The organism is Phreatobacter oligotrophus (assembly GCF_003046185.1).
In the GTDB taxonomy this organism is placed as follows: Bacteria; Pseudomonadota; Alphaproteobacteria; order Rhizobiales; family Phreatobacteraceae; genus Phreatobacter; species Phreatobacter oligotrophus.
The window spans coordinates 426,273-448,333 of sequence record NZ_PZZL01000002.1 but is presented as its reverse complement, the minus strand read 5'-3'; the positions used below and the strand labels follow the sequence as shown (position 1 = coordinate 448,333).

Genomic DNA, 22,061 nt, shown 5'->3' with positions numbered 1-22,061 from the left:
TTTTTCGCTCCCGCTGCGACTGAGAGGGAGACCGGCCCACGAAGGGCGCTGCAAAAAGGGGATCGCAGATGAACAGGATGTCGAAACTTCTCGGCTTCGCTCTGGTCGCCGGCTGCGGCCTCGCCATGGGCCTCGTCGCGATGCCCGATGGCCGCGCCTCGGTCTCGGGTCCGGTGCTGCATGTCAGCCCCTCCTCGGCCGACCTCGACCATGCCCACGGCGCCTTCGACACCTTCCGCAACCGCCTCGACCAGGCGCCGCGGCAGGACGAGGCCGCCGGCAAACAGGCCGCCATCCGCGGCGAGCGCGCCGACTGCGCCCGCCACACCTGGCCCTACATCCCGCAGGCCTGCCAGACCTCCGCCTCCGGCGGCCATCTGCGCCAGATCCGCACCGTCGCCCTCGATCAGACCACCAACTGATCGCCCCCGCTCCCTCCATCCGGACACCACGACCATGAACCGCCGCTTCTTCCTCTCCGCCGGCATCGCCGCCGCCGCCACCGCCGCCGCCACGGCCGCCTCGGCCAATCCCTTCGCCAATGTGGTGATGTTCGACCCCGACACCCGCGAGCCGCTCATCGCCCGCCCGCATGCGGCCGTCGCCCAGGCCAACGCCATCCCGCGCGAGATCGTCGCCTATCACGGCGCCGAGGCCCCCGGCACCGTGGTGGTCGACACCAATGCCCGCCGCCTCTACTTCGTCATGCCCGGTGGCCAGGCCATGCGCTACGGCATCGGCGTCGGCCGCCCCGGCTTCGAGTGGGGCGGTTCGCAGACCATCACCCGCAAGGCCGAGTGGCCGGACTGGCGCCCGCCCGTGCAGATGCTGCAGCGCCGCCCCGACCTGCCGCGCTACATGCCCGGCGGCCCGGACAACCCGCTCGGCGCCCGCGCCATGTATCTGGGCTCCTCGCTCTACCGCATCCACGGCTCCAACGAGCCGCACACGATCGGCCAGGCAGTGTCCTCCGGCTGCATCCGCATGACCAACGAGGACGTCGTCGACCTCTACGACCGCGTCCGCGTCGGCACCCGGGTCGTCGTCCTGCGCTGATTGCTTCCCTCTTCGCCGTGCATGCCTGCCTGACCTCACACCTCGCCCCGATGGCCCCGCCATCGGGGCCTTTTCTTGTGCGGGTGGGGGGAGAAGGGCAGGGCCCGGCCGGCCGGTTTCGCGACCGTGCGCCGCGCCTGTGGATCAAACCGCGCAAGGAGGGTGGACAGCCCCCGCGCTTGCCTCTATAAGCCGCCCCGCGCTGCAGCGGATCGTCACCGAACGGTCACGCCCCGCGGTCGCCCGGGTAGCTCAGTTGGTAGAGCATGCGACTGAAAATCGCAGTGTCGGTGGTTCGATTCCGCCCCCGGGCACCATTTTTTCTTAAGTCAGCGTCCATCATGTCCCGGTAGTGCAAGGCTCGTGTCCCGCCCGCGGCAGATCCTTGTTGATGAAGTCCTTGCACCACCTCCGGGGACGGCATCTTTACCTTCCGGGATTGCTGGAAATGGGCTAAGGACTCCCGCCAAGGGGTCGCAGGAACCCCATGCGGGGGATGTCCGATGAAGAAGGCCTATACCAAGGCGAACGCCGCCAAGCGTCAGCCGCTCGCGGCCGTCACGGCACAGGTGGCATCGAAGAAGACCGTGGACTGACGCCGACGCGGCGTTGGGGCCTTTCACGGGAACGCCCCTTCGACGCCGGAACGGTGCCCGGCGCCCCGCTGCAACGCAGTTGGCAAGTGGTGCCCGCCCCTTCAGGGACGATAAATCGGGGAGCTAGCGCCTTCGGCTGTTCCGAAGGCCGGCATGCTCGTCGAACGGATGCTCGAACAGGCCGCAGTCGAAGCAACTGATCTCCAGTCCGCAGCGGTCCTCCCAGCACCTGACCCGATGGTCGAAGGCGAGGGCAATGCGCTCGAGGTGCAGGTTGCGCGAGCCCTTCAGCAGGATCAGCTCGTCAGCGCCCGCCTGTTGGCAGATCAGGTCCGCCACGGCCTTGACCGACCCGCCCTCGACGAAACGTCCGGTTTCGATATCGGTCTGGCTCGCCATGGACCGGTGTGCGTGGTCGCCGACGAAGATCACCTGATCGGCGGCTTCGCGCGCATCCCGGTATGCGTCGCGATACCGGGCCTTCGGACTGCCCGTATAGTCCGACAGCATTCCCAGGACGATGCGACGGCGCTTGGCCTCCGCCTGTCGGACCACGTCGAATGCCAGTCCCAGCGTCTGCCAGGGCGCCTTCCAGGTGTCGAGGATGAAGACGGGCCCGGCGCGCGTGGTGAAGGGCTGGCACCGGTCGGGTATGGGATCGAAGCTCGCGATCATCTCCTGGGCCGCTTCGACGGGAACGCCCAGTTCGATGGCGGTTGCGAAGGCAGCCGTTACGGGGAGCCAGAAGTGCTCACCGAGGATCCGCGTCTTGAGGGGCGTGACATGGCCCTTCCACGCGACCTCAAGGCGAAGGCACTCCGGATAGCGTGACGATATGGCTGTCGCCCTGAAGTCGGCATCCGGTCCTCGCCCGAACGTGACGGTACGGGCGGTGGTCCTGTCCCGCATGGCCAGCGTCAGGTCGTCATCGGCATTGAGGACCGCCAACCCGCTGCCTGGCAGCGCTTCCACCAGCAGGCCCTTTTCGGCCGCGATGTTCTCGCGGGTCCGATACTCCTTGTAGTGCTCGATGCCGATGAAGGTGACGATGGCGACATCCGGCTGCACCATCTTCACGACATGTGCGAGATGACCTTTCCGGCCCACGCTCAGTTCGGCGACATAGTACTGCGTCCTGCGCCTGAGGCGCGCGACAGACTTCACGATGTCGCTCGTATCGACAGCCTGCACCAGCGTCTCAACGCTCCCCTGACCCTTGAGAATGTGAGACAGGAGAAGCGTCGTTGTTGATTTGGCCGAGCTTCCGGTCACCGCAATCGAGGTCGCGGTCGCGAGGCGCCGGTTGGCCAGGGCTCCGGCAAAACGCAAGGTGCGTCGCAGGGTTCGTTCAAACAACCGGCCCCAGCGGCGCAAAGCTCCGTCCCGGTCCAGCACTGAACCGATCACCTCGAACCCCGAACTCCCGAGAGATTGAAGGGTGATGCCATGGCGAGCCTCGTGCGGGGCAAAGGGATCGTGTGGTGAGGGGGAGCAATGAGCGAGGCCCCATTCGACATCGTCCTCGCCGGGGATGCAATGCTCGCCCCGTCCAGGTCGGGCGCCGAAGACGGCGCCCCCTCCGCCTGTCCGCACCCCGGCGCGGCGCGGAGATGACGGGTCCGAACCCCAAGTGATGCGTCGCGAGGGCGCAAGTGTCGCGCCAGCAGCGATTCGAATTGTGGCGCAGGCGCTGGTTGGCTATCGGTATCCAGAGGGTGGTCCGGATGATCGGGACTGCGGACCGCCCCCTTGTCGAGGCTCCTGGGACCAGTCCGCCAAGCCATCACCTGCCCGGCCCCATGGCGGGCTGGGCTGCAGGTCCCCGAACAATACGGACAGAGCGACACAATCCGTGGATATCAGGACGAAGAGCGTGAAGCTGTCTCCCACCGCCGCCTTCCGGGCCATGGGGGATGAGGGCGTGATCCTCATGACGGATAGCGGACAGATCTACTCGACCAATCCCAGCGGCACGGCCTTCATCCGTCAGATCACCGTGGGCCGGTCGGTGGCTGAAGCCGTCAGCGCCGTGCTGGACGAGTTTGACGTCCAGGAGGATGTGCTCCTTGCCGACCTGGAAGAACTGGTCGCTTTCCTGGAGGCGGAAGGGGTTGTCGTCACTGCTGCCTCCTGACCGCCTGACGGACGGGCCTGACGCCGGCCGGGCGGCGCGGATGCGTCGCCTGATCTGGTGGCACGCCCGGATGCTGCCCGCCATCGTCGGGCATCGCGATCTGAAGACGGTCCTGCGCTATGCGGATGTCCGGCCCGACCCGGCCTTCGCCGGCCTTCCCGCCGAGGCGATCGCCGCGTGGGTGATGGCCGCCACCCGCAGGCCCTGGCTGATGCGCAAGCGCCGGTGCCTGCGCCAGGGCCTGCTGGGCATGCGCTTCATGCGCCTCGCCGGGCACGATCCGGAGCTGCATTTCGGGATCGACCGGCGGTCCCTCTCGGGACCCGCGGTCGCCGCCCATTGCTGGGTCGTCCTCGCTGGACGGCCGGTCCTCAACGACATCCTCGCGGACATGGAACCGCTGCACGTCTGGCGTCCCGCATGATCGGCCCCGAGGCACGTTTCGATCTTCACACCGTGGAACTGATCTGCCTCCACGAGGACCTCCCCCCCGATGTCGCCAATGCGGCGTCCCTGGACTGGCTGGTGGGCGAGCGGCGGATCGAGATGCCCGGCAACCTGCCGCAGGCCCGGCTGACCATCCGCCCGGCGGGCAAAGAGGGCCTGGCCGTGCCGGCGGGGCTCGTCGAGAAACCTGTCGTCGGAGAGGGACGCCTTCGGGCCGGCCGTGCCGCCGAGGGGCACCACGTCCTGGTCATGGACGACGCAGCCTGCCTGGCGCTGCTCCCGGGAGGGCATAGCCTCGCCGAGGCGGCGCTCCAGGCGGACCGGGTTCGACCGGCCCTCGGCGATGCGATGATCTTCGCGCTCGACCACGCGCTGTCGTCCCACGGACAATGCCTTGCTCATGCCGCCTGCCTGGCGACGCCCGACGGCAGCGGCATGGTCATGCTCCATGCCGCCAGCGGAACCGGAAAGACAACGACCGCGATGGCGCTGGCCCTGGCTGGCTTCCGCCTGTCGGGCGATGACACGACGGCTCTTCTTGCGCCCGCCGAATCAGGACGGCTCCTCGCCTGGGGCCTGCCGCGCGGCGCCAAGGTCCATCGCCGCACGGTCGACATGCTGCCGGCCTTGCGTGATCTCGTGAGCGATGCCGCATGGGATCGCCATGGCGAACAGATGATCGATCGGACCGCGCTGCATGGCGCGGGCCTTGCCACGCGCGTCGGCCCGCTGCCAGTCATTGGCGTCGTCTCCCTGGCGCATGCGGACGACGGGGCCGCCCCCGTCGTGGCTCAGGGGGCCTTCGATGCACTCGATGCGCTGATGCGGGACAATATCAGCCCCCATCCCGATGGCTTCTTTCCGGGCCAGGAGGCACGCTTCGACATCTTCTCCTCGCTCGTCACCGCCGCCAGATGCTTGCGTGTCCCGGTGCGTGGCCATCCCTCCGAGGTCGCGGCCACCATCGCCGCGGCGCTGGGCTACTGATCCTACGCCCCTGCGCGCCGCTTCTGCTGCCAGCGAAAGGCGAACCGCCGGAAGCGCGAGCGGATATCGCCGCGCAGATGCGCATTGGTGATCGTGTCGCGGTCGAGCCATAGCGGGGTTTCGACCAGGGCGCCGAGCTCCGCGATGCGCGGGTCCTCTGCCGCACCCGGAAACAGCCGGCCGACCAGACTGGCCGCGGCGGCGACTTCGAAGGTGAGGTTCAGGCGGCGCGCGGCCTCGATGGCGAGAGGCGTCGAAGCGCCAAGCCTGCGGATCGACTGGAGCACGTCGACGGCCAGCTTCAGCTGGTGGAACTTGTGCCCGATGGCCCCGTGGACCACGGCGGTGAGCAAATGGCCGGAGGCCGGGGCCGTGCCGCCATGGTCGGCGATCTCCGCCTCGCGAAACCCGAAGGTCACACGCTGGCGCAACGTCGGCAGGTGGACGAGGTCGGTATGGACTTCCACGAGCAGGTGCGGCTCGCCCTCCCGGATCCATTTCTGCTCACGATAAAGCTCGGTTTTCTCCGGTCGCGGCAGGATCGCCATGGTGAATCCGGCCGCGCGCATGACCTCCTCGACATCGCCGAGGTTTTCGGCGGGCACGAGAATATCGACATCGGTATAGGGGCGGTCCGACACCTCCGGATAGAGGCTGGCGGCGAAGGCCGCACCCTTGACCAGCCTGTGCGGCAGGCCGCGCGCGTTCAGTTCCCGGACGATGCGCGTCGCATGCGCCTCGAGCAGCATGGTCACGCCCGTGGCGATCCGCACGCGCTCGGTGAGTTCGGCGATCATCGCAGGCCAGGGGGCGCCCAGGCGACCGGAGACAGGGGCGAGCTTGCGCCACAGGACTGCTTCGACCGCGTGGTAGCGGGCAAGGTCGAGCAGGTCGTCCGGCGCGAAGCAGGCGATGGACTCGGCTGGCGGCGCCAGCGTCTCTGGATCAGCCAGATCGCAGAGCACCGCCTGCTGGCGCGGATCGAGGCGGAGATCAGTCATGCGGGCCGGGCCTTCGGCGATCGGGATACTGCCGGGACTATAGCGACGTGCTGCATGTGTCACACGAACCGGTCCGGCATGTGCCCCGGGGGAAGAGTCACATTGACAATGCCATCGCCGACTGCAATCCACGACAAGGATCGGATGAATGGAGTCTCTGGCCGTGAAGAAGCCCTACCAGAAGCCGGCAGTTCTCAAGCGCGAGGCGCTTGCCGCAGTGACGGCGATCAAGCCGGTTTCGGGCGTGCAGAATCAAACCTGAGGCGCTTGTCCGTCCGCCCCGATCGCCGTGGGCGCGCCGCGATGAGGACGCCTTGCACCAAGGCCGTCGCGGCCGTCGCGGCCGAGGCCGTGTCCAGCCCACCCACTCCTGAGTGATGCCAGCGCGATGCGTCCCGGGTTCTTGGAGACGACAATGAAGAAGCCCTACAGCAAAGCTTCGGTGGCGAAGCGCCAGCCCCTGGCGCACGTGACGGCTCAGGTGGCTTCGGGAAAGACTCCCGCTTGACGCGACCCGTCTGACCAGGCGGATCGCTGACCCGCCATGACAGCCAGGAGGAGATGACCGTGAAGAAAGCCTACACCAAGGCTGCTGCGGCCAGGCGCCAGCCCCTCACGGCCATCACGGCGGTTGTCCCGGTATCCGGGAAAACCGGTTGATTGAACCGCGGCGCCGGGCGCATAGCGGCGGCGGTGAGCTCCTCGACCGTCATGTCCGACGCACCAATCGGCTGTATCCTGGTCACCCATCCCGATGCGATGGGGGCGATGGCCATCGACGCCCTCCAGGCCGGTGGCTACAGGATCATCGAGATCTGGATATCCGGGCAGGAGAGACCGCGCGGTCCCCTGGGCAGCATTGCGTCCCTTGCCTCTCGCCGCGAGCGTCGCGCCCGGCGCATCCTGGCGAAGGCGGGCGTACCCGTCCGGACCATCGCCCGCCCCTGGGCCGCGGGGCTCGACCGCGCACTCGATGCTGCAGGGCCTTTCGACATCCTCGTCTGCGCCGGCTCCTACATCATCTTCCCCCAGGCCTTTCTCGACCGGCTGCAGGGCCGCGCCGTCAACCTCCATCCGGCGCTGCTCCCCCACTACCGCGGTCCCTTGCCCATCCATGCCATGCTGATCGACGGCATGGCCGACCGCTATGGCGGAATGACCCTCCACGCATTGACCGGAGAGATCGATGGCGGGCCGATCATCGGCCAGAGGCGCGTCGCCCTGGGTGATCACGGCTCGGCGCGCCAATGGCAGGCGGCCGTGTTGGCGGCCATGAAGCCGCTCCTGGCGGACGACCTCGGGGCCTATCTCGCCGGTCGCCGAGAGGCCGAACCGCAGGTCGCCGGCTCGGGAAGCTACCATTCCGCGCGCGACGTCCCGCTCCATGCAGGGCCCGACCAGACCGTGGAGCGGATCACCCGCTATCTGGCGGCCGCGCCGAAGATCCAGCGCCATGCTCTGGCGGTCGTGCCGGACCGGGGCCGGCTGCGGCGCTTCGTCGTCCGGGGCGGCGTCGAGGTCATGGGCCCGGTCACCGGCGAGGCGCCGGTGGTCAGCCTTCGCCATGTCGCGTTTGATGCGGTGGATTCGCGGATCAGGCTGCGCCGGCTGACCCGTCCGGAGCGGTTCCTCCTGAAGGTTCGGCGCCGCCTCGCAGACCTCGTCCGTCGCTGAGGCCCCGATCCCGCAAAAGCCCCCCGCGGTCACTCGATGAGGCGGACGACCGTCTTGCGCGTCGTCGTGGTGGACGGGCATTCGACGACGACGCGGATGTCGTCATAGTCGCTGTCGGTCCAACCATAGCCCGGCGGGCGGTCTTCCCAGCCGAAATAGATGTACTTGCCGGGTGAGCAGGCCTGGTCGGCCTGCTGCGGCGTGCGGTTCGGGCCGCTCGGCAGGATCCCGCCCTGCGACTTCGGTTTGCACTGGTTGAGGTTCTGGCAGATCACCGTCTCGAGGATCGGCACGTTGTTCGCGAACTGGTGCACGGGAACGCCGCCCGACAGGCGCGTGTCGGAATAGTAGTTGTAGGAGGCGTTGTTGCCCCAGGGGTTCGCCCAGTCGGCCGGGTTGTTGGCAATCAGCGTGCCGGGGCTCGCCGTGTCCCAGAGCCAGGGCTGGGTGCGGGCGTTGCGCACATTGTAGAGCCGGTACGAGAAGGTCTCGTTCGCCTTGCAGCTCGGCATGGTGAAATTGTAGGTGGTGCCGGCATTGTCGGCGATGGCCGTCATCTGCGAGCGCCCGCGATCGGTCTGGTTCCGGCGGCTGTCGTCGTAGCAATAGACATACATGCGATTGTAGTCGCCCGCCTCTGGGTCGAGCTGGGCCGTCACCGGCTTGTTCTGGGTGATCGTCTCGATATAGGTCGAGATCGCCTTGGTGCGCGCCACCACATTCAGCGAGTTGATGCCGACGATGCCGAGGAACGACGTCTGCATCGTCGCGCCGTTGGTCTTGATCTCGATCGTCGTGCCGTCGGCGGTCGCCGTGATGGAGATCGGATAGCTCGACAGGCGGCTGTCGAGATGGGCCCGCACATGGTTGGTGGCGGTCAGTTCCACCGCGGCCTTCCCCAGCTGGGCCTGCCGCGCGGCCGCCATGGCGGCAGCGTCGAAGATGGCCTGGAGCTGGCTGGAATCGCGGGTTGCCCGAACGTAATCGACGGCGCCGCCTGAAATGCCGAAGACCGGAACAGCCGAGAAGGCGAAGAGAATGGCGATCGTGCCGCCCGTATCGCGGCGGAAGTCTCGCAGATGCTGAAGCAGCGTCGTCATCGCTCTGACCTCGCAGGGAAACCTTGCGTTACATACGCGGGAATTTCCTAAGACGAGTTGTGGATTGAGACGTTTTGCAGCGCATCTTCCGCGGCTGGTTATTTGATCATTAAGAGATGGGGCAAGGTTTCGTCGCATCCGCGCCATGGGGCTGGCGACCAACGGTCCCTGCTGTCCCGGCGCCAATAAACCCCTTTCATACCGGTGTTTTTCCGCAGGCGACGGACCGTCGCGCGGGCCCTAGGCTGACACGTCCCGCTTGCCGAGCCGCGCCCATGATTCCCGATCCGCTGGCGATCCTCGCGGTCGTCGTCCTGCTGCTGCCGCAGGCCTATTTTCTCTTCGCCTCGCCGAGCTTCCTCTTCGTCTCGCTGACCATTCCGGGCGTGACGGTGCTGCTGCGCGTGCTCTTCGGCTTCTACCTGCGCCTGTTGCAGATGGCGGCAGGGGCCTCGGCGCTGGCCTTCGCACTGAGCGGCCGCTTCGCCGTGGCGCTGGTGCCGGTGGCGGTCGGCGGCGGGGCGATCCTCGCCCGCTCCGCCCTCCTCTCGGCCTTCGATACCGGCATTGCCCGGCGCGAGGCGGGCGATGCTGCGGGCGTCGAGCGGCTGCGCCAGCTTCACTGGCTCGCCATGACCGGCAATCTCGCGCTGCTCGCGGGCCTGCTCCTCGCCTTCCCGCGGATCGTCACCCCGTCCCGAGGAGAGGGGCGGCGGCCCGCCGCCCCCATCGCGTCACTGGGTGATGCGGACGTTCTGTAGCGACAGGGCGATGGCCTTGAAGGCGTCCGCGAGGCCCTGGCGGTCCTTGGCGTCGAAGTAATGTGCGGACGAGCTGGCGCAGTTGCGCATGGCCGAGATCGCCGTCGTGTCGGTGATGTCGAAGGCGACGGTGAAGACCTCGATCTGCTTCGACTTCGCGTAGGTGCAGATGTCGTTCATGTCGTCATAGGTCTGCTTCAGCTGCGCCGCCTGGGCTGTGGCATTGCCGCTCGGGGCGATGTGCCGGCCGTCGGCGGACCGGAAGACCAGCGTGTTCTCGCCGTCCGTCATCAGCACCATGACCTTGCGCGGGCGGCGGTTGGTCGGGTCATAGGCGGCGCCCTCCGAGAAGGGGGCGGTCGGCGACAGGACGTTGACGCCCCAGATGAGCCCGGCCGGGATATAGGTGGAGGGCCGGTAGCCGCCGATATTCACCACCATGCCGCGGATGGCCGAGATGACCGTGGCCTGGTTCGAGGTCAGCGGCACGATCGGGTTGAGGCAGTTCTGGCTGGTGGCGAGGTAGCCGGGATAGCGCTCGGAGGGCGTGGTGTCGTTGAGGCGCAGGTTGGCGGCGCGGCGCGAGCCGACGCAGCCATACCAGCGATACCAGGTGGTGTTGCCGCCCGAGCAGGACTCGTAGGGCGGCACGGTCTGCGTCGTGCAGGTCGAGGGCGTGCAGTCATAGGTCTCGGAGCGGCCGTCGACGACGCGGGTGCAGGTCCGCGCGGCGCCGCGCGTGCAGGTCTGCCGCGTCGTCAGCGTGGTGCAGGTGCGCGCCGAGGTGGTGCTGTAGTCGGCGGGAACGTCGACCCAGCCGGAATTGCGGTTGTTCACGCCGACATTGACGTAGTCGGCATAGGGGACCACGCCGATCTTCACGTCGGCATTGGGGTCCTGGCGCAGCTGGACGACGAGATCCTCGGCCGCGGCCTTCAGCGCCACCAGCTTGTCGCCGGCCATGGACCAGGTGTTGTCGAGCACGAGAACCAGCTCGGTCGTGCCGTTGAGGCCCCGCACCGCCTTGGCCTCGGCCTCGTAGGGCAGGGTCTGCCAGCCCGCCAGCGCCATGAAGGTCGACTTCACCGAGCCGGTGATCTTCAGCCGCACCTCGCGGGTGGTGCCGTTATAGGCGAACTCGGTGATCTTGGAGCCGCTGGCGTTGGTCTCGCGCAGGTTGGCATTGGCATGGTTGTCGGCGACGAGCCGCATCGCCGCCTCGACATCGAGTTTCGAGGAGGCCGCGGCGAGCGCCGCTGCATCGGCGGCCGACTGGGCGGCGGTGCGGGCCGCCGAGACGCGGGAGAAGTCGACCCCGGCGCCGACCACCAGCAGCACCGGGACGGCGCAGATGGCGAAGAGCATCGCCGTCACGCCGGAGGTGTCGCGGCCGGCGCGGTGCAGGAAGGCGAGGATGTCACGGCACAGTCTGGCGGGGGTCATGTCAGGCTTCCGGATCGGGTGCTTCTGACACACAGCGATACGGAACGGCCTTCAAGAAAACCCTAAAATGCAAGCGGAAACAGGGTAAATCCGGGATGGGGTAAACGATTTCCCTGACGGAACCCCCGACGCAAGGCGCTCAGCTTGCGGCCCCGCAAACGGCCCTGAGTCGGGCGGCGTGAGGCCGCAGCGGGGAGAGATCATAGGTCTGTTCGACCGCCGGGAAGGCGATGGAGAGCTGCGCTGCGCCGGTGATGTCGGCAACGAAGCTGGTGGCGAAGCCCGCGGTGATGAAGGCCGAGTTGCGCGTCACCTGCCAGCGGACCGGCTTCGGCGGCCGGCCATCGACGCTGTAGCGCCCGTCCACCACCGCATCCGACACCGGGAGGCGATAGCCCGGCGCGAAGGAGACGAAGGCCGTGCCGGCGCTGCACAGCACGGTGAGCCTTTCACCGGAACTGCGATAGGTGATCTCGATCGCCGGGGCCCCGTGGGCTGGCTCCTGGTACTCACGCACCCGCCACTGGGCGTGGGCGCTCTCCGGCGCCAGGGCGATGGCACCGAGACAGGCGAGGCCGGCGGCAAGGGCGGTCGTCATCGCAAGGAGGGTCCGCGGTCGTAGCGGGCGTGAGGGGTGCTTCGCCCAAAGGGCGAAGTGCCGCATCTGTGCACGTCATCGCGCGGAGAAACAAGACGTTGCGAGTTATTCGCAACGGTTGGCGCCGGATGCGGGAGCCAGGTACCGGCTCTCACGCCCCTGCGGCATCGAGCGTGCGCATGTCGCTGTCCGTCAGGCGCAGCGCCGCCGAGCGCAGCAGGCTGTCCATCTGCTCCAGCGTCGTGGCGCTGGCGATGGGCGCGGTGACGCCCCGCTTGCGCATGAGCCAGGCCAGCGCCACCTCGGCGGGCTTGCAGGCATGGGCCGCCGCCACCGCATCGAGCGCGGCGAGGATGCGGAAGCCGCGATCGGTCAGGTAGGGCCGCACACCGCGCTCGCCGCGCGGGCTCTTACCCAGATCCGCTTCCGACCGGTACTTGCCCGACAGGAAACCCTTGGCGAGCGAGAAATAGGTGATGACGCCGATCTCCTCCTTGACGCAGAGATCCGCCAGCGGCCCCTCGAACTTGGCGCGGTCATGCAGATTGTACTCGGGCTGCAGCACGTCGTAGCGCGGCAGGCCATGCGCCTTGGCGGCATCGAGTGAGGCTGCAAGCTGGGTCGCGTCGAGGTTGGAGCAGCCGATGGCGCGCACCTTGCCGGCCTTGAGGAGCTTGTCATAGGCCGCCAGCGACTCCTCGTGGGGCGTCTCCGGGTCCGGCCAGTGCGACAGGTAGAGGTCGATCACGTCGGTCTGCAGGCGCTTCAGCGAGGCCTCCACGGCCTCCGCGATGTAGCGCGCCGACAGGCCCTTCTTGCCCTCGCCCATGGGCGAGCCGACCTTGGTGATGAGGGTGATCTTCGAGCGCGCGCCGCGCGCCTTCATCCAGCGGCCGATGATCGTCTCGCTCTCGCCGCCTGAATTGCCGGGCGCCCAGGCGGAATAGACGTCGGCCGTATCCACCGCGTCGAAACCGGCCTCGACGAAGGCGTCAAGCAGGGCGAAGGAGGTGGTCTCATCGGCCGTCCAGCCGAAGACATTGCCGCCGAAGACCAGCGGGGCGATGGAGAGGCCGGTACGGCCGAGCGGGCGCTTGGTCGGGGGCTGGCGCGGCGTCATGGGTGTCTCCTCGGGGCCTTCTGATGGACGGGCGGCGAGATTAGCCCGGCTCCCCGCCCTGGGGACAAGTGGCCGCCGTTTTTATTCCGGCATGGCAGCCGCGCAGCGCTGCCGGGCAAGCGGCGGCGGGGCTTTGCGGGCCGGGAAAAATGCTGACAGCTTTCGGGTGGTGTCCGACTTATCCCTCGCGCTAGCCTCGCCAGCACCCCATGCCCCGCCGTTCCGACAGCCTTTCGCTTCGCCAAGCCCGCCGCATCGCCATCGCCGCCCAGGGTTTCGACCTTGCGGGCCACGGCGAGGGACGCGGCGCGTCGCCGGCCGGGCGGCGTCACCTGAAGCGCATGGCGGAGGAACTCGGCGTCATCCAGATCGATTCCGTCAACGTGGTGGCCCGCGCCCATACCCTGCCGGGCTTTTCCCGCCTCGGCCTCTACGATCCTGCCGACCTCGATGCGCTGGCCTATGGCGGCCGCCGCCGCGCCCTCTTCGAATATTGGGGCCACGAGGCCTCCTACCTGCCGGTCGCCCTGCAGCCGCTGTTCCGCTGGCGGATGGAGCGGGCGAGGCGCGGCGAGGGGATCTATACGGGCCTCGCGAGTTTTGGCCGCGAGCGGGCCGACCTCATCGCGGCCGTGCGCCGCGAAATCGAAACCGACGGCCCAAAGGCGGCCGGCGAGCTCTCCCACGACCATCGCGGCGAGGGCGGCTGGTGGGGCTGGTCGGAGGGCAAGCGCGCCATCGAATGGCTGTTCTGGGCGGGCATCGTCACCACCGCGACGCGGCGCGGCGCCTTCGAGCGGATCTACGACCTCACCGAACGGGTGCTGCCGCGCGCCGTGGTCGACGCGCCGACGCCCGATATGGCGACGGCCCATCGCGAGCTGGTGCGCCGTTCGGCCATCGCCCTCGGCATCGGCACGGAGCGCTGCCTGCGCGACTACTACCGCCTCGGGGTCGCCGAGACGCGGCAGGCGGTGGCGGAGCTGGTCGAGGCCGGCGACCTCGTGCCGGTCACGGTCGAGGGCTTCCGCAATCCGGCCTATCTCGCGGCCGGCGCCCGCATCCCCCGCAGGGTCGAGGCCCGCGCCCTGCTCGCGCCCTTCGACCCCCTCGTCTGGCAGCGCGAGCGCACCGAGGGGCTCTTCGGCGCCCGCATTCGGCTGGAGATCTACACCCCCGCCGAGAAGCGCACCCACGGCTACTACGTGTTGCCCTTCCTGCTCGGCGACAGGCTGGTGGCAAAGGTCGACCTCAAGGCCGACCGCGCGGGTTCCGCGCTGGTGGTGCAAGCGGCTCATCGCGAGGAGGGCGCGGGCGACGATGTCGCCGCCCCGCTGGCGGAGGAGCTGCTGCTGATGGCGCGCTGGCTCGGATTGGCGGATGTGCAGGTCATGCCCAGAGGCGATCTGGCGGCGGCATTGGCGCGTGAGGTTGGCTGAAGGCGCTGCCGTCTTGGCATAGCGTCTGGATCATGCCCCTCACCCTTCCCTCTCCCCGCCAGCGGGGAAAGGGGGGCAACAGCGTTGCGTCTCATCGGAACCGTCCCGCGTGGCATCACGACCGAAGGACTGGCGCGACGTCGAAGTCCCCCTCTCCCCGCTGGCGGGGAGAGGGAAGGGTGAGGGGCGGGAGCGACCGTCTCACTCCCGAACGGCGGTCTTCACCCGCCCCGGCGCCTCTCCCATCATGCCGGAAGGAGAGCTTGCCCATGACCGCCACCCGCATCCGCGACCGCATCGCCGTGACCATCGAGGGAGGCGTCGCCGACATCCGCCTCGACCGTCCCGACAAGATGAACGCGCTCGATCCCGCCATGTTCGACGCGCTGATCGAGGCGGCGGCGCTGGTGCGCGACACGAAAAGCGTGCGCGCCGTCGCGCTCTCCGGCGAGGGCCGCGCCTTCTGCGCCGGCCTCGACTTCGGCTCCTTCGCGGCCATGCAGGCGGGCGGCGACCGCAGCCTCTCCGATCTCGTGCCGCGCACCCACGGTATCGCCAACCGGCCACAATTCGCCGCCTGGTGCTGGCGCGAGCTGCCCGTGCCGGTCATCTGCGCCGTGCATGGCGTCGCCTATGGCGGCGGGCTGCAGGTTGCGCTCGGCGCCGACCTGCGCTTCGCGACGGCAGACGCCAAGCTCTCGGTCATGGAGATCAAGTGGGGCCTCGTGCCCGATGTCGCCGGCACGCAGCTCCTCAGGCACCTCTGCCGCGACGACGTGGTGCGCGACCTCACCTATACCGGTCGCGTCGTCACCGGCGAGGAGGCCCTCGCCCTCGGCCTCGTCACCCGCATCGAGGCGGACCCGCGGGCGGCTGCGCTCGCCGCGGCGCGGGACATCGCGGCGAAGAACCCCGCCGCCATCCGCGCCGCCAAGCGCCTGCTCAACGCCGCGTCGGTCATCTCCCCGGCCGAGGGGCTGATGATGGAATCGGTGGAGCAGCAGGCCATCCTGGGTTCGCCCAACCAGGTCGAGGCGATTGCCGCCAACATGGAGAGGCGCCCGCCGCGCTTTGCGGATTGACGCGTGGGGCGACCTGCATCGGGCAAGTGCGTCCTTCGAGGCTCGCCGCCGGACGATGCTGGCGCATCGCCGGGGCTCGCACCTCAGGATGAGGGTGGTGGGTGCCTGGCAGCTTGGCTGACGCATGGCCTGAGTGCCGCTGATGCCATGCCCAACCTCCCTCATCCTGAGGTGCGAGCCTTGAGCGAGAGGCGAACGCATCTTGCGTTCGCCCGATGCTATGGCGAGCCTCGAAGGACGCACTTCCGCTCTGCAGCTAGCCCTCCCCCGATGACCCACCCATGCACCGCCGCGCTGGACTTCGCCGCGGTGCGGCAGTGATATGCGCCCTTCGCAGCCTATCCCGAGGACATCATGGATAACCGAAGCGACCTGTGGCGGCAGGTGGACGCGGCATCAGGCCGTCTCATCGAACTTTCCGACCGCGTCTGGGGCATGCCCGAGGTCTGCTACACCGAAGTCCGCTCCTGCGCCGAGCACACCGCGCAGCTGAAGGCCGAGGGCTTCCGTGTCACCGAGAACCTCGCGGGCATTCCGACCGCCGTCATGGGCGAGGCGGGCGAGGGCGGGCCGGTCATCTGCTTCCTCGGCGAATATGACGCCCTGCCGGGCCTCAGCCAGGAGGCCGGCGTCGCCGAGCATCGCCCGGTCGAGACCGGCGGCCACGGCCATGGCTGCGGCCACAACCTCCTCGGCTCGGCGGCCCTTCTGGCCGCCACCGCCATGAAGAACTGGCTTGCCGAGACCGGCACGCCCGGCCGCGTGCGCTACTATGGCTGCCCGGCCGAAGAGGGCGGCGCGGCCAAGGCCTTCATGGTCCGCGCCGGCGCCTTCAAGGATGCCGACGTCGCCATCACCTGGCATCCGTCGAGCTGGTGGGAGGTGGCCCCGCCGCTGTCGCTCGCCAACACCCGCGCCGACTTCATCTTCACCGGCAAGGCCTCGCATGCCGCCGCCTCGCCGCATCTCGGCCGCTCGGCCCTCGACGCGGTCGAGCTGATGAATGTCGGCGTCAACTACATGCGCGAGCACATGCCCTCCGACGCCCGCGTCCACTACGCCCTTCTCGACACCGGCGGCATCGCCCCGAACGTCGTGCAGGCCCATGCCAGGGTTCGCTATTCGATCCGCGCCCGCGACCTGCCGGGCATGCTCGAGCTCGTCGAGCGCGTGAAGAAGATCGCCCAAGGCGCCGCGCTGATGACCGAGACCAAGGTCGAGGTGAAGATCATCTCCGCCGTCTCCAACATCCTCGGCAACACGCCGCTGGAGAAGGCGCTGCAGACGGTACTTGAGGATCTCGGTCCCCCGCATTTCGATGACGCGGACCGCGACTTCGCCCGCAAGATCCAGGCGACCCTGACGCCGCAAGACATTGCCAGCGTCTATCACACGATCGGCATGGAGCCGGAGGACCGGCCGCTCGCCGATTTCACCGTGCCGCTCGATGCCAAGCGCAACCCGCTCATCGGCTCGACCGATGTCGGCGATGTCAGCTGGGTCGTGCCGACCGTCCAGGCCCATGCGCCCACCGTCGCCATCGGCACGCCCTTCCACACCTGGCAGGTGGTGGCGCAGGGCAAGATGCCGGCCGCCCACAAGGCCATGGTGCAGGTGGCCAAGGCCATGGCCGCCACCGGCGCCGCGGTCCTGTCGAACCCCGAGCTCATGGCCGCGGCCAAGGCGGACCTCGCCCGCCGCACCGCCGCGACCCCCTACGTCTGTCCGATCCCCGACGAGATCGGTCCGCCCCTCACCATGTCCGCCGGCTGAACGCCCGAAAGGTCCCCCGATGATCCGCTTCTACTTCAACGGCTCGCCCAACCCGACCAAGGTCGCCCTGCTCCTCGAGGAGACGGGTCTGCCCTACGAGCCCATCGCCGTCGACACCCGCACCGGCGCGCAGTTCGCGCCGGAGTTCCTCGCGATCAACCCGAACGGCAAGGTGCCCGCCATCACCGACGGCGACACGGTGGTTTTCGATTCGAACGCCATCCTGCTCTACCTCGCCGAGAAGTCCGGCCAGTTCCTGCCCCCCGCAGGCGATGCCAAGGCCCGCGGCGAGCTCCTCTCCTGGCTGATGTTCGTCGCCACCGGCATCGGTCCCTTCTTCGGCCAGGCCGTGCACTTCAAACATTTCGCGCCGGAGCCGGTGCCCTATGCCCATGAGCGCTACCAGTACGAGGCGGACCGCCACCTCAAGGTGGTCGAGGGCCACCTCGCCGGCCGCGACTGGATGGTGGGCAATGCCTATTCCATCGTCGACATGGCGCTGTGGGGCTGGATCCGCATGCTGCCCTTCGTCCTCGGCGAAGGCGCCTTCGACCGCTATCCGAACGTCAAGCGCCTGTGCGACGCCGTCTCGGCCCGTCCCGCCGCCGGCCGCGCCGTCGCCCTGAAGGACCGCTTCACCTTCAAGGCGCAGATGGACGACGAGGCCCGCAAGGTCATGTTCGGCCATCTGAAGAAGGCCGGCTGACGGCAGCAATCCACCCGCGCTCCTGCCGTTCGGCCTATTGCGAGGGGCGGGAGCGGGGTGAATGCTTCCGCCCGTCGCATCCACCGGGACTTCCGCATGGCCAGTGAGCCGATCCCCGCACCACTGGTCGCCTTCGCCGGCGAAAGGCCGCCGGCCCCCGCCTGGTTCACGGACGCCCTGGCCGTGGCGCCGGAGCGCACCACGCACCAGGGCGCCGGCGTCACCATCGAGACGCTCGCATGGGGCGAGCGCGGCAAGCCCGGCCTGCTCCTGCTCCACGGCGGCTCCGCCCATGCCGACTGGTGGAGCCACCTCGCGCCCTTCTTCGCGTCCACCCACCGTGTCGTCGCCACTTCCTGGTCGGGCATGGGCGGCACCGACTGGCGTCCCGCCTATTCCATGGACGACCTGATGGGCGAGATGCTCGCGACGCTGGAGGCGACCGGCCTCGAGGAAGGGCCGGTGAAGCCCATCGTCGCCTCCCATTCCTTCGGCAGCTTCCCCGGCATGGCCTTCGCCGCCGTCCATGGTGAGCGCATCGGCGGGCTCATCACCATCGACTCGCCCTTCCTGTCGAAGGAGATGCGGGCCAAGCGCGATTTCGGCCGGCCGCCCTCCCGCGAGCCGCGCGACACGCTAGTCTATGACAGCTTCGAACAGGCGCTCGCCCGCTTCCGCCTCATGCCGGCGCAGACGGCGGAGAACCTCTACATCGTCGACAACATCGCCCGTCACTCGCTGCGCGAAGTGAAGAAACCGGACGGCTCGTCGGGGTGGACCTGGCGCTTCGACCCCTTCATGTGGTCGCGCATGACCCGCCGCGATCCGGCCGAGGACCTTGCCGCCGCGAAATGCCGCCTCGCCATCACCTGGGGCTCGCGCTCGGTGCTCTTCCCCGACGAGATCAAGACGTATGTGCGCCAACAGGCGCCGGCCGGCACCCTCTTCGTCGAGATCCCGGAGGCGCAGCACCACGTGCTGATCGACCAGCCGCTGGCGCTCGTCACCACGATGCGCGCGGTGATCTCGGCCTGGGACGCCAACGACAAGGCCCGGTAACAGGGCGAAGAAGGTCTCGGGAGGACCCGCATGGGCAGGCTTCAGGGCAAGCGCACCATCGTCACCGGTGCGGCGAGTGGCATCGGCCGGGCGAGCGCCCGGCTCTTCGCCAGGGAGGGCGCCTCCGTTCTCCTCGTCGACCGCTCGGCGGAGGCGGTGGAGGCGGTCGCCGCCGAGATCCGCGCCACCGGCGCGACGGCGCGCTCCATGGCCGCCGATGCGGGCTCCGAGGCCGACGTGAAGGCTTATGTCGCCGAGGCCGTGAAGGCCTTCGGCGGCATCGACGCCATCTATGCCAATGCCGGCATTTCCGGCGGCCTGACGCCCTTCTTCGACCTGACGGTAGAGAGCTGGCAGGAGATCCTGCGCGTCAACCTGATCGGGCCCTTCCTCGCCATCCGCGAGGTCGCGCCGCTGATGATCGCGCAAGGCCATGGCGCCATCGTCTGCACGGCCTCGGTCGCGGGCCTCAAGGCCAATGCCGGCGGCGCGCCCTATTCCGCCTCCAAGGCCGGCGTTGTCAGCCTCGTCCAGACGGCGGCCAACGCCTTCTACGGCACCGGCGTTCGCGTCAACGCGGTCTGCCCCGGCCTTATCGAGACCGGCATGACCGTCCCGATCTTCGAGCACGCCCGCAAGCGCGGCAGCGAGGGCAAGCTCGGCCAGCTCAACCCGCTGAACCGCCCTGGCCAGCCCGAGGAGATCGCCGCCATGGCCTGTTTCCTCGCCAGCGACGAGGCGAGCTACGTCAACGGCCAGGCCTTCCCCGTCGATGGCGGCCTGTCCTCCACGCTTCCCTTCGCCGGCCAGCGCCCGCGCTGACTTAGTCTTCATCAGGAGTTCGCCCGTGACCGCCATCAACGAAGTCGTCGATCTCGCCACCGAAGGCGCCATCGCCGTCGTCACCGTCAATTCGCCGCCGGTGAACGCGCTCTCGGCCAATGTCCGCACCGGCATTGCCGAGGCGGTGCAGAAGGCCGGCGCCGATGCGGCCGTGAAGGCGGTGGTCATCCACTGCGCCGGGCGCACCTTCATCGCCGGCGCCGACATCACCGAGTTCGGCAAGCCGCCGAAGGGCGTGCCGCTGAACGAGGTCAACGCGATCCTGGAGGCCTGCCCGAAGCCGGTGGTCGCGGCGATCCACGGCACGGCGCTCGGCGGCGGCCTCGAACTGGCGCTCTCCTGCCACTACCGCGTCGCCGTGCCCTCGGCGAAGCTCGGGCTCCCTGAGGTGAAGCTCGGCCTCGTGCCCGGCGCCGGCGGCACCCAGCGCCTGCCGCGCCTCGTCGGCATCGAGCGGGCGCTCGAGGTCATCGCCTTCGGTGAGCCGATGAAGGCAGCCGAGGCCGCGACCCACGGCCTCGTCGATGCCGTGGTCGGCGAGGGCGCGCTCCGCGCCGACGCCATCGCCTTCGCGCAGAAGCTGGTCGCCGAGGCCGCGCCCTTGAAGAAGGTGCGCGACCGCTCCGAGAAGCTGACGGCGGATGCGAGCGTCTTCGCCGCCTTCCGCAAGGCCAATGCCCGCAAGTTCCGCGGCTTCGAGGCGCCCGAGGCCTGCATCCAGTGCGTCGAGGCGGCGGTCTCCATGCCCTTCGATGCCGGCCTCAAGTTCGAGCGCGACACGATCATGCGGCTGATGGTCGGCACCCAGTCGCTCGCCCAGCGCCATGTCTTCTTCGCCGAGCGCCAGGCCGCCAAGATCCCCGACGTGCCGGACGACACGCCGACCCGGAAGATCGCCAAGGTCGGCATCATCGGCGCCGGCACCATGGGCGGCGGTATCGCCATGAACTTTGTCAATGTCGGCATCCCCGTCACCATCGTCGAGGCCAAGCAGGAGGCCCTCGACTGCGGCCTCTCGGTGATCCGGAAGAACTACGAGAACACCGCCAAGCGCGGCCGCCTCTCCATGGCGGATGTCGAGACGCGGATGGGCCGCTTCACGCCCTCGATGGACTTCGCGGCGCTGGCCGATTGCGACCTCGTCATCGAGGCGGTCTTCGAGAACATGGCGATCAAGAAGGAGGTCTTCGGCAAGCTCGACGCCATCGTGAAGAAGGGAGCGATCCTCGCCACCAACACCTCCTATCTCGACGTCAACGAGATCGCCGCCGCGACCTCGCGGCCCGAGGACGTCATCGGCATGCACTTCTTCTCCCCCGCCAACGTCATGCGCCTCCTCGAAGTGGTGCGCGGCGACAGGACGGCGAAGGACGTCATCGCCACCGCCATGGGCCTCGCCAAGACCATCGGCAAGGTCGGCGTCCTCGTCGGCGTCTGCCACGGCTTCGTCGGCAACCGCATGCTGGCGCAGCGCCAGCGTGAGGCGACGAAGCTCATCCTCGAGGGCGCCATGCCCTGGGATGTCGACCGCGTGCTCTACGATTTCGGCCTGCCCATGGGCCCCTTCGCCATGAGCGACCTTGCCGGCCTCGACATCGGCTGGTCGCGCGAGACCTCGAAGGGCGAGACGGTGCGCGAGATCCTCTGCGAGATGGACCGTCGCGGCCAGAAGACCGGCGCCGGCTTCTACGACTATGACGAGGCGCGCAACGCCAAGCCCTCCGAGATCACCGAGAAGGTCATCCTCGACCTCGCGGCGAAGAAGGGCAACAACCGCCGGCCGATCTCGGACGAGGAGATCCTGCAGCGCTGCATCTATCCGATGATCAACGAGGGCGCGAAGATCCTCGAGGAGGGCAAGGCCATCCGCGCCTCCGACATCGATACGGTCTGGGTCAATGGCTATGGCTGGCCGGTCTATCGCGGCGGGCCGATGTTCTACGGCGACACGATCGGGCTCGCCGAGGTGCTGAAGGTCATGAAGGGCTTCGAGGACCTGCACGGCGCCGACTTCAAGCCCTCTGCGCTGCTGGAAAAGCTGGTGGCCGAGGGCAAGGGCTTCCGCGACTGGAAGTGAGGGGAGGCTAAGAGTCCCACCTGTCACGGCGTCCGCTGCGAGGAGCGACCTTCACCTCTCCCCGGCGGGGAGAGGTCGGCCGAAGGCCGGGAGAGGGGGCTGTTCGTTTCCGCGAAGGCTCCCCCTCTCCCGCCTCGCTGCGCTCGTCGACCTCTCCCCGCCGGG

General features: G+C 68.7%; 22 protein-coding genes and 1 tRNA gene. 16 read left to right on the top strand and 7 right to left on the bottom strand.

The window, feature by feature from the left end; genetic code table 11:
* Window positions 1-77 precede the first annotated feature (77 nt).
* The 3 genes from C8P69_RS06105 (at window position 78) to C8P69_RS06095 (ending at window position 1,373) form a co-directional block, all read left to right on the top strand.
* Window positions 78-422: a hypothetical protein gene (locus C8P69_RS06105; RefSeq protein WP_108174969.1), complete on the top strand. Its 345-nt coding sequence runs from the start codon at window positions 78-80 to the stop codon at window positions 420-422.
* Between the two features lie 34 nt (window positions 423-456).
* A complete protein-coding gene (locus tag C8P69_RS06100; RefSeq protein WP_108174968.1) occupies window positions 457-1,056 on the top strand; it encodes a L,D-transpeptidase in 600 nt (199 codons plus the stop codon).
* A 241-nt stretch (window positions 1,057-1,297) separates the two neighbouring features.
* Window positions 1,298-1,373 (top strand) — tRNA-Phe (locus C8P69_RS06095).
* Between the two features lie 402 nt (window positions 1,374-1,775).
* Here C8P69_RS06095 and C8P69_RS06090 read toward each other — a convergent pair.
* Window positions 1,776-3,059, bottom strand: a complete 1,284-nt coding sequence (locus C8P69_RS06090; RefSeq protein ID WP_170118140.1) for a Mur ligase family protein — start codon at window positions 3,057-3,059, stop codon at window positions 1,776-1,778.
* A 466-nt stretch (window positions 3,060-3,525) separates the two neighbouring features.
* Here C8P69_RS06090 and C8P69_RS23785 point away from each other — a divergent pair, with 466 nt between their 5' ends.
* From C8P69_RS23785 to C8P69_RS06075, 3 genes are read left to right on the top strand one after another with little or no spacing between them, the layout of a single operon-like run.
* Entirely contained in the window at window positions 3,526-3,786 is a 261-nt protein-coding gene (locus C8P69_RS23785) for a PqqD family protein (RefSeq protein WP_170118139.1), read from the top strand.
* 40 nt (window positions 3,787-3,826) lie between these two features.
* On the top strand, window positions 3,827-4,210 hold the full coding sequence (locus tag C8P69_RS06080; protein WP_108174965.1) for a lasso peptide biosynthesis B2 protein: 384 nt from the start codon (window positions 3,827-3,829) through the stop codon (window positions 4,208-4,210).
* Window positions 4,207-5,220 carry a hypothetical protein gene (locus tag C8P69_RS06075; protein WP_108174964.1) on the top strand — a complete coding sequence of 338 codons (1,014 nt, stop codon included), beginning with the start codon at window positions 4,207-4,209 and terminating at the stop codon, window positions 5,218-5,220. The genes C8P69_RS06080 and C8P69_RS06075 overlap by 4 nt, the downstream gene beginning before the upstream one ends.
* Window positions 5,221-5,222: 2 nt before the next feature.
* Here C8P69_RS06075 and C8P69_RS06070 read toward each other — a convergent pair whose 3' ends face one another.
* The gene (locus C8P69_RS06070; protein WP_108174963.1) at window positions 5,223-6,221 is read right to left on the bottom strand and encodes a nucleotidyltransferase family protein; all 999 of its coding nucleotides are present in this window, start codon (window positions 6,219-6,221) and stop codon (window positions 5,223-5,225) included.
* A gap of 163 nt (window positions 6,222-6,384) precedes the next feature.
* On the opposite strand from C8P69_RS06070, the gene C8P69_RS23780 reads away from it, so the two are divergent.
* On the top strand, window positions 6,385-6,483 hold the full coding sequence (locus C8P69_RS23780) for a putative RiPP precursor (RefSeq protein ID WP_170118138.1): 99 nt from the start codon (window positions 6,385-6,387) through the stop codon (window positions 6,481-6,483).
* 316 nt (window positions 6,484-6,799) lie between these two features.
* Here the strand turns inward: C8P69_RS23780 and C8P69_RS23775 are convergent, their stop codons facing one another.
* Window positions 6,800-6,997 (bottom strand): hypothetical protein, encoded by a 198-nt coding sequence (locus C8P69_RS23775; protein WP_170118137.1) that lies wholly within the window; start codon window positions 6,995-6,997, stop codon window positions 6,800-6,802.
* Between C8P69_RS23775 and C8P69_RS06065 the strand changes: the two genes are divergently transcribed.
* Complete coding sequence (locus tag C8P69_RS06065; RefSeq protein WP_170118136.1) at window positions 6,990-7,895, top strand: formyltransferase family protein; 906 nt, start codon at window positions 6,990-6,992, stop codon at window positions 7,893-7,895. The genes C8P69_RS23775 and C8P69_RS06065 overlap by 8 nt on opposite strands.
* Before the next feature lie 29 nt (window positions 7,896-7,924).
* On the opposite strand, the gene C8P69_RS06060 is transcribed toward C8P69_RS06065, so the two are convergent.
* Complete coding sequence (locus C8P69_RS06060; protein ID WP_170118135.1) at window positions 7,925-8,995, bottom strand: TadE/TadG family type IV pilus assembly protein; 1,071 nt, start codon at window positions 8,993-8,995, stop codon at window positions 7,925-7,927.
* 275 nt (window positions 8,996-9,270) lie between these two features.
* Here C8P69_RS06060 and C8P69_RS06055 point away from each other — a divergent pair, with 275 nt between their 5' ends.
* Window positions 9,271-9,756 (top strand): hypothetical protein, encoded by a 486-nt coding sequence (locus C8P69_RS06055; RefSeq protein ID WP_108174960.1) that lies wholly within the window; start codon window positions 9,271-9,273, stop codon window positions 9,754-9,756.
* Here C8P69_RS06055 and C8P69_RS06050 read toward each other — a convergent pair.
* The 3 genes from C8P69_RS06050 to C8P69_RS06040 all read right to left on the bottom strand — a co-directional run bounded on the left by C8P69_RS06050 (window position 9,730) and on the right by C8P69_RS06040 (window position 12,917).
* Complete coding sequence (locus tag C8P69_RS06050) at window positions 9,730-11,199, bottom strand: vWA domain-containing protein (protein WP_108174959.1); 1,470 nt, start codon at window positions 11,197-11,199, stop codon at window positions 9,730-9,732. The genes C8P69_RS06055 and C8P69_RS06050 overlap by 27 nt on opposite strands.
* A 139-nt stretch (window positions 11,200-11,338) precedes the next feature.
* A complete protein-coding gene (locus C8P69_RS06045; protein WP_108174958.1) occupies window positions 11,339-11,797 on the bottom strand; it encodes a hypothetical protein in 459 nt (152 codons plus the stop codon).
* Between the two features lie 151 nt (window positions 11,798-11,948).
* Window positions 11,949-12,917 (bottom strand): aldo/keto reductase, encoded by a 969-nt coding sequence (locus tag C8P69_RS06040; protein ID WP_108174957.1) that lies wholly within the window; start codon window positions 12,915-12,917, stop codon window positions 11,949-11,951.
* A 209-nt stretch (window positions 12,918-13,126) separates the two neighbouring features.
* Between C8P69_RS06040 and C8P69_RS06035 the strand changes: the two genes are divergently transcribed.
* From C8P69_RS06035 to C8P69_RS06005, 7 genes are all read left to right on the top strand, one after another.
* Window positions 13,127-14,356, top strand: a complete 1,230-nt coding sequence (locus C8P69_RS06035) for a winged helix-turn-helix domain-containing protein (protein ID WP_108174956.1) — start codon at window positions 13,127-13,129, stop codon at window positions 14,354-14,356.
* A 284-nt stretch (window positions 14,357-14,640) separates the two neighbouring features.
* Window positions 14,641-15,438 carry a crotonase/enoyl-CoA hydratase family protein gene (locus tag C8P69_RS06030; protein ID WP_108175558.1) on the top strand — a complete coding sequence of 266 codons (798 nt, stop codon included), beginning with the start codon at window positions 14,641-14,643 and terminating at the stop codon, window positions 15,436-15,438.
* A 354-nt stretch (window positions 15,439-15,792) separates the two neighbouring features.
* Window positions 15,793-17,211 carry a M20 family metallopeptidase gene (locus C8P69_RS06025; protein WP_108174955.1) on the top strand — a complete coding sequence of 473 codons (1,419 nt, stop codon included), beginning with the start codon at window positions 15,793-15,795 and terminating at the stop codon, window positions 17,209-17,211.
* A 19-nt stretch (window positions 17,212-17,230) separates the two neighbouring features.
* Complete coding sequence (locus C8P69_RS06020) at window positions 17,231-17,917, top strand: glutathione S-transferase family protein (protein ID WP_108174954.1); 687 nt, start codon at window positions 17,231-17,233, stop codon at window positions 17,915-17,917.
* Window positions 17,918-18,013: 96 nt separating this feature from the next.
* Window positions 18,014-18,976 carry an alpha/beta fold hydrolase gene (locus C8P69_RS06015; protein WP_108174953.1) on the top strand — a complete coding sequence of 321 codons (963 nt, stop codon included), beginning with the start codon at window positions 18,014-18,016 and terminating at the stop codon, window positions 18,974-18,976.
* A 30-nt stretch (window positions 18,977-19,006) separates the two neighbouring features.
* Window positions 19,007-19,798, top strand: coding sequence for an SDR family NAD(P)-dependent oxidoreductase (locus tag C8P69_RS06010; RefSeq protein WP_108174952.1), 792 nt, complete (start codon window positions 19,007-19,009; stop codon window positions 19,796-19,798).
* Between the two features lie 34 nt (window positions 19,799-19,832).
* Window positions 19,833-21,896: a 3-hydroxyacyl-CoA dehydrogenase NAD-binding domain-containing protein gene (locus tag C8P69_RS06005; protein ID WP_245901908.1), complete on the top strand. Its 2,064-nt coding sequence runs from the start codon at window positions 19,833-19,835 to the stop codon at window positions 21,894-21,896.
* The last annotated feature ends 165 nt before the right edge of the window (window positions 21,897-22,061 follow it).

Bases quoted from the DNA above. Each gene is read 5' to 3' on its own strand.
- C8P69_RS06105 (WP_108174969.1), top strand. From the start codon at position 78: ATGTCGAAACTTCTCGGCTTCGCTCTGGTCGCCGGCTGCGGCCTCGCC.
- C8P69_RS06100 (WP_108174968.1), top strand. From the start codon at position 457: ATGAACCGCCGCTTCTTCCTCTCCGCCGGCATCGCCGCCGCCGCCACC.
- C8P69_RS06080 (WP_108174965.1), top strand. From the start codon at position 3,827: ATGCGTCGCCTGATCTGGTGGCACGCCCGGATGCTGCCCGCCATCGTC.
- C8P69_RS06075 (WP_108174964.1), top strand. From the start codon at position 4,207: ATGATCGGCCCCGAGGCACGTTTCGATCTTCACACCGTGGAACTGATC.
- C8P69_RS06070 (WP_108174963.1), bottom strand. From the start codon at position 6,221: ATGACTGATCTCCGCCTCGATCCGCGCCAGCAGGCGGTGCTCTGCGAT.
- C8P69_RS06065 (WP_170118136.1), top strand. From the start codon at position 6,990: ATGGCCATCGACGCCCTCCAGGCCGGTGGCTACAGGATCATCGAGATC.
- C8P69_RS23775 (WP_170118137.1), bottom strand. From the start codon at position 6,997: ATGGCCATCGCCCCCATCGCATCGGGATGGGTGACCAGGATACAGCCG.
- C8P69_RS06060 (WP_170118135.1), bottom strand. From the start codon at position 8,995: ATGACGACGCTGCTTCAGCATCTGCGAGACTTCCGCCGCGATACGGGC.
- C8P69_RS06055 (WP_108174960.1), top strand. From the start codon at position 9,271: ATGATTCCCGATCCGCTGGCGATCCTCGCGGTCGTCGTCCTGCTGCTG.
- C8P69_RS06050 (WP_108174959.1), bottom strand. From the start codon at position 11,199: ATGACCCCCGCCAGACTGTGCCGTGACATCCTCGCCTTCCTGCACCGC.
- C8P69_RS06045 (WP_108174958.1), bottom strand. From the start codon at position 11,797: ATGACGACCGCCCTTGCCGCCGGCCTCGCCTGTCTCGGTGCCATCGCC.
- C8P69_RS06040 (WP_108174957.1), bottom strand. From the start codon at position 12,917: ATGACGCCGCGCCAGCCCCCGACCAAGCGCCCGCTCGGCCGTACCGGC.
- C8P69_RS06035 (WP_108174956.1), top strand. From the start codon at position 13,127: ATGCCCCGCCGTTCCGACAGCCTTTCGCTTCGCCAAGCCCGCCGCATC.
- C8P69_RS06025 (WP_108174955.1), top strand. From the start codon at position 15,793: ATGGATAACCGAAGCGACCTGTGGCGGCAGGTGGACGCGGCATCAGGC.
- C8P69_RS06020 (WP_108174954.1), top strand. From the start codon at position 17,231: ATGATCCGCTTCTACTTCAACGGCTCGCCCAACCCGACCAAGGTCGCC.
- C8P69_RS06015 (WP_108174953.1), top strand. From the start codon at position 18,014: ATGGCCAGTGAGCCGATCCCCGCACCACTGGTCGCCTTCGCCGGCGAA.
- C8P69_RS06010 (WP_108174952.1), top strand. From the start codon at position 19,007: ATGGGCAGGCTTCAGGGCAAGCGCACCATCGTCACCGGTGCGGCGAGT.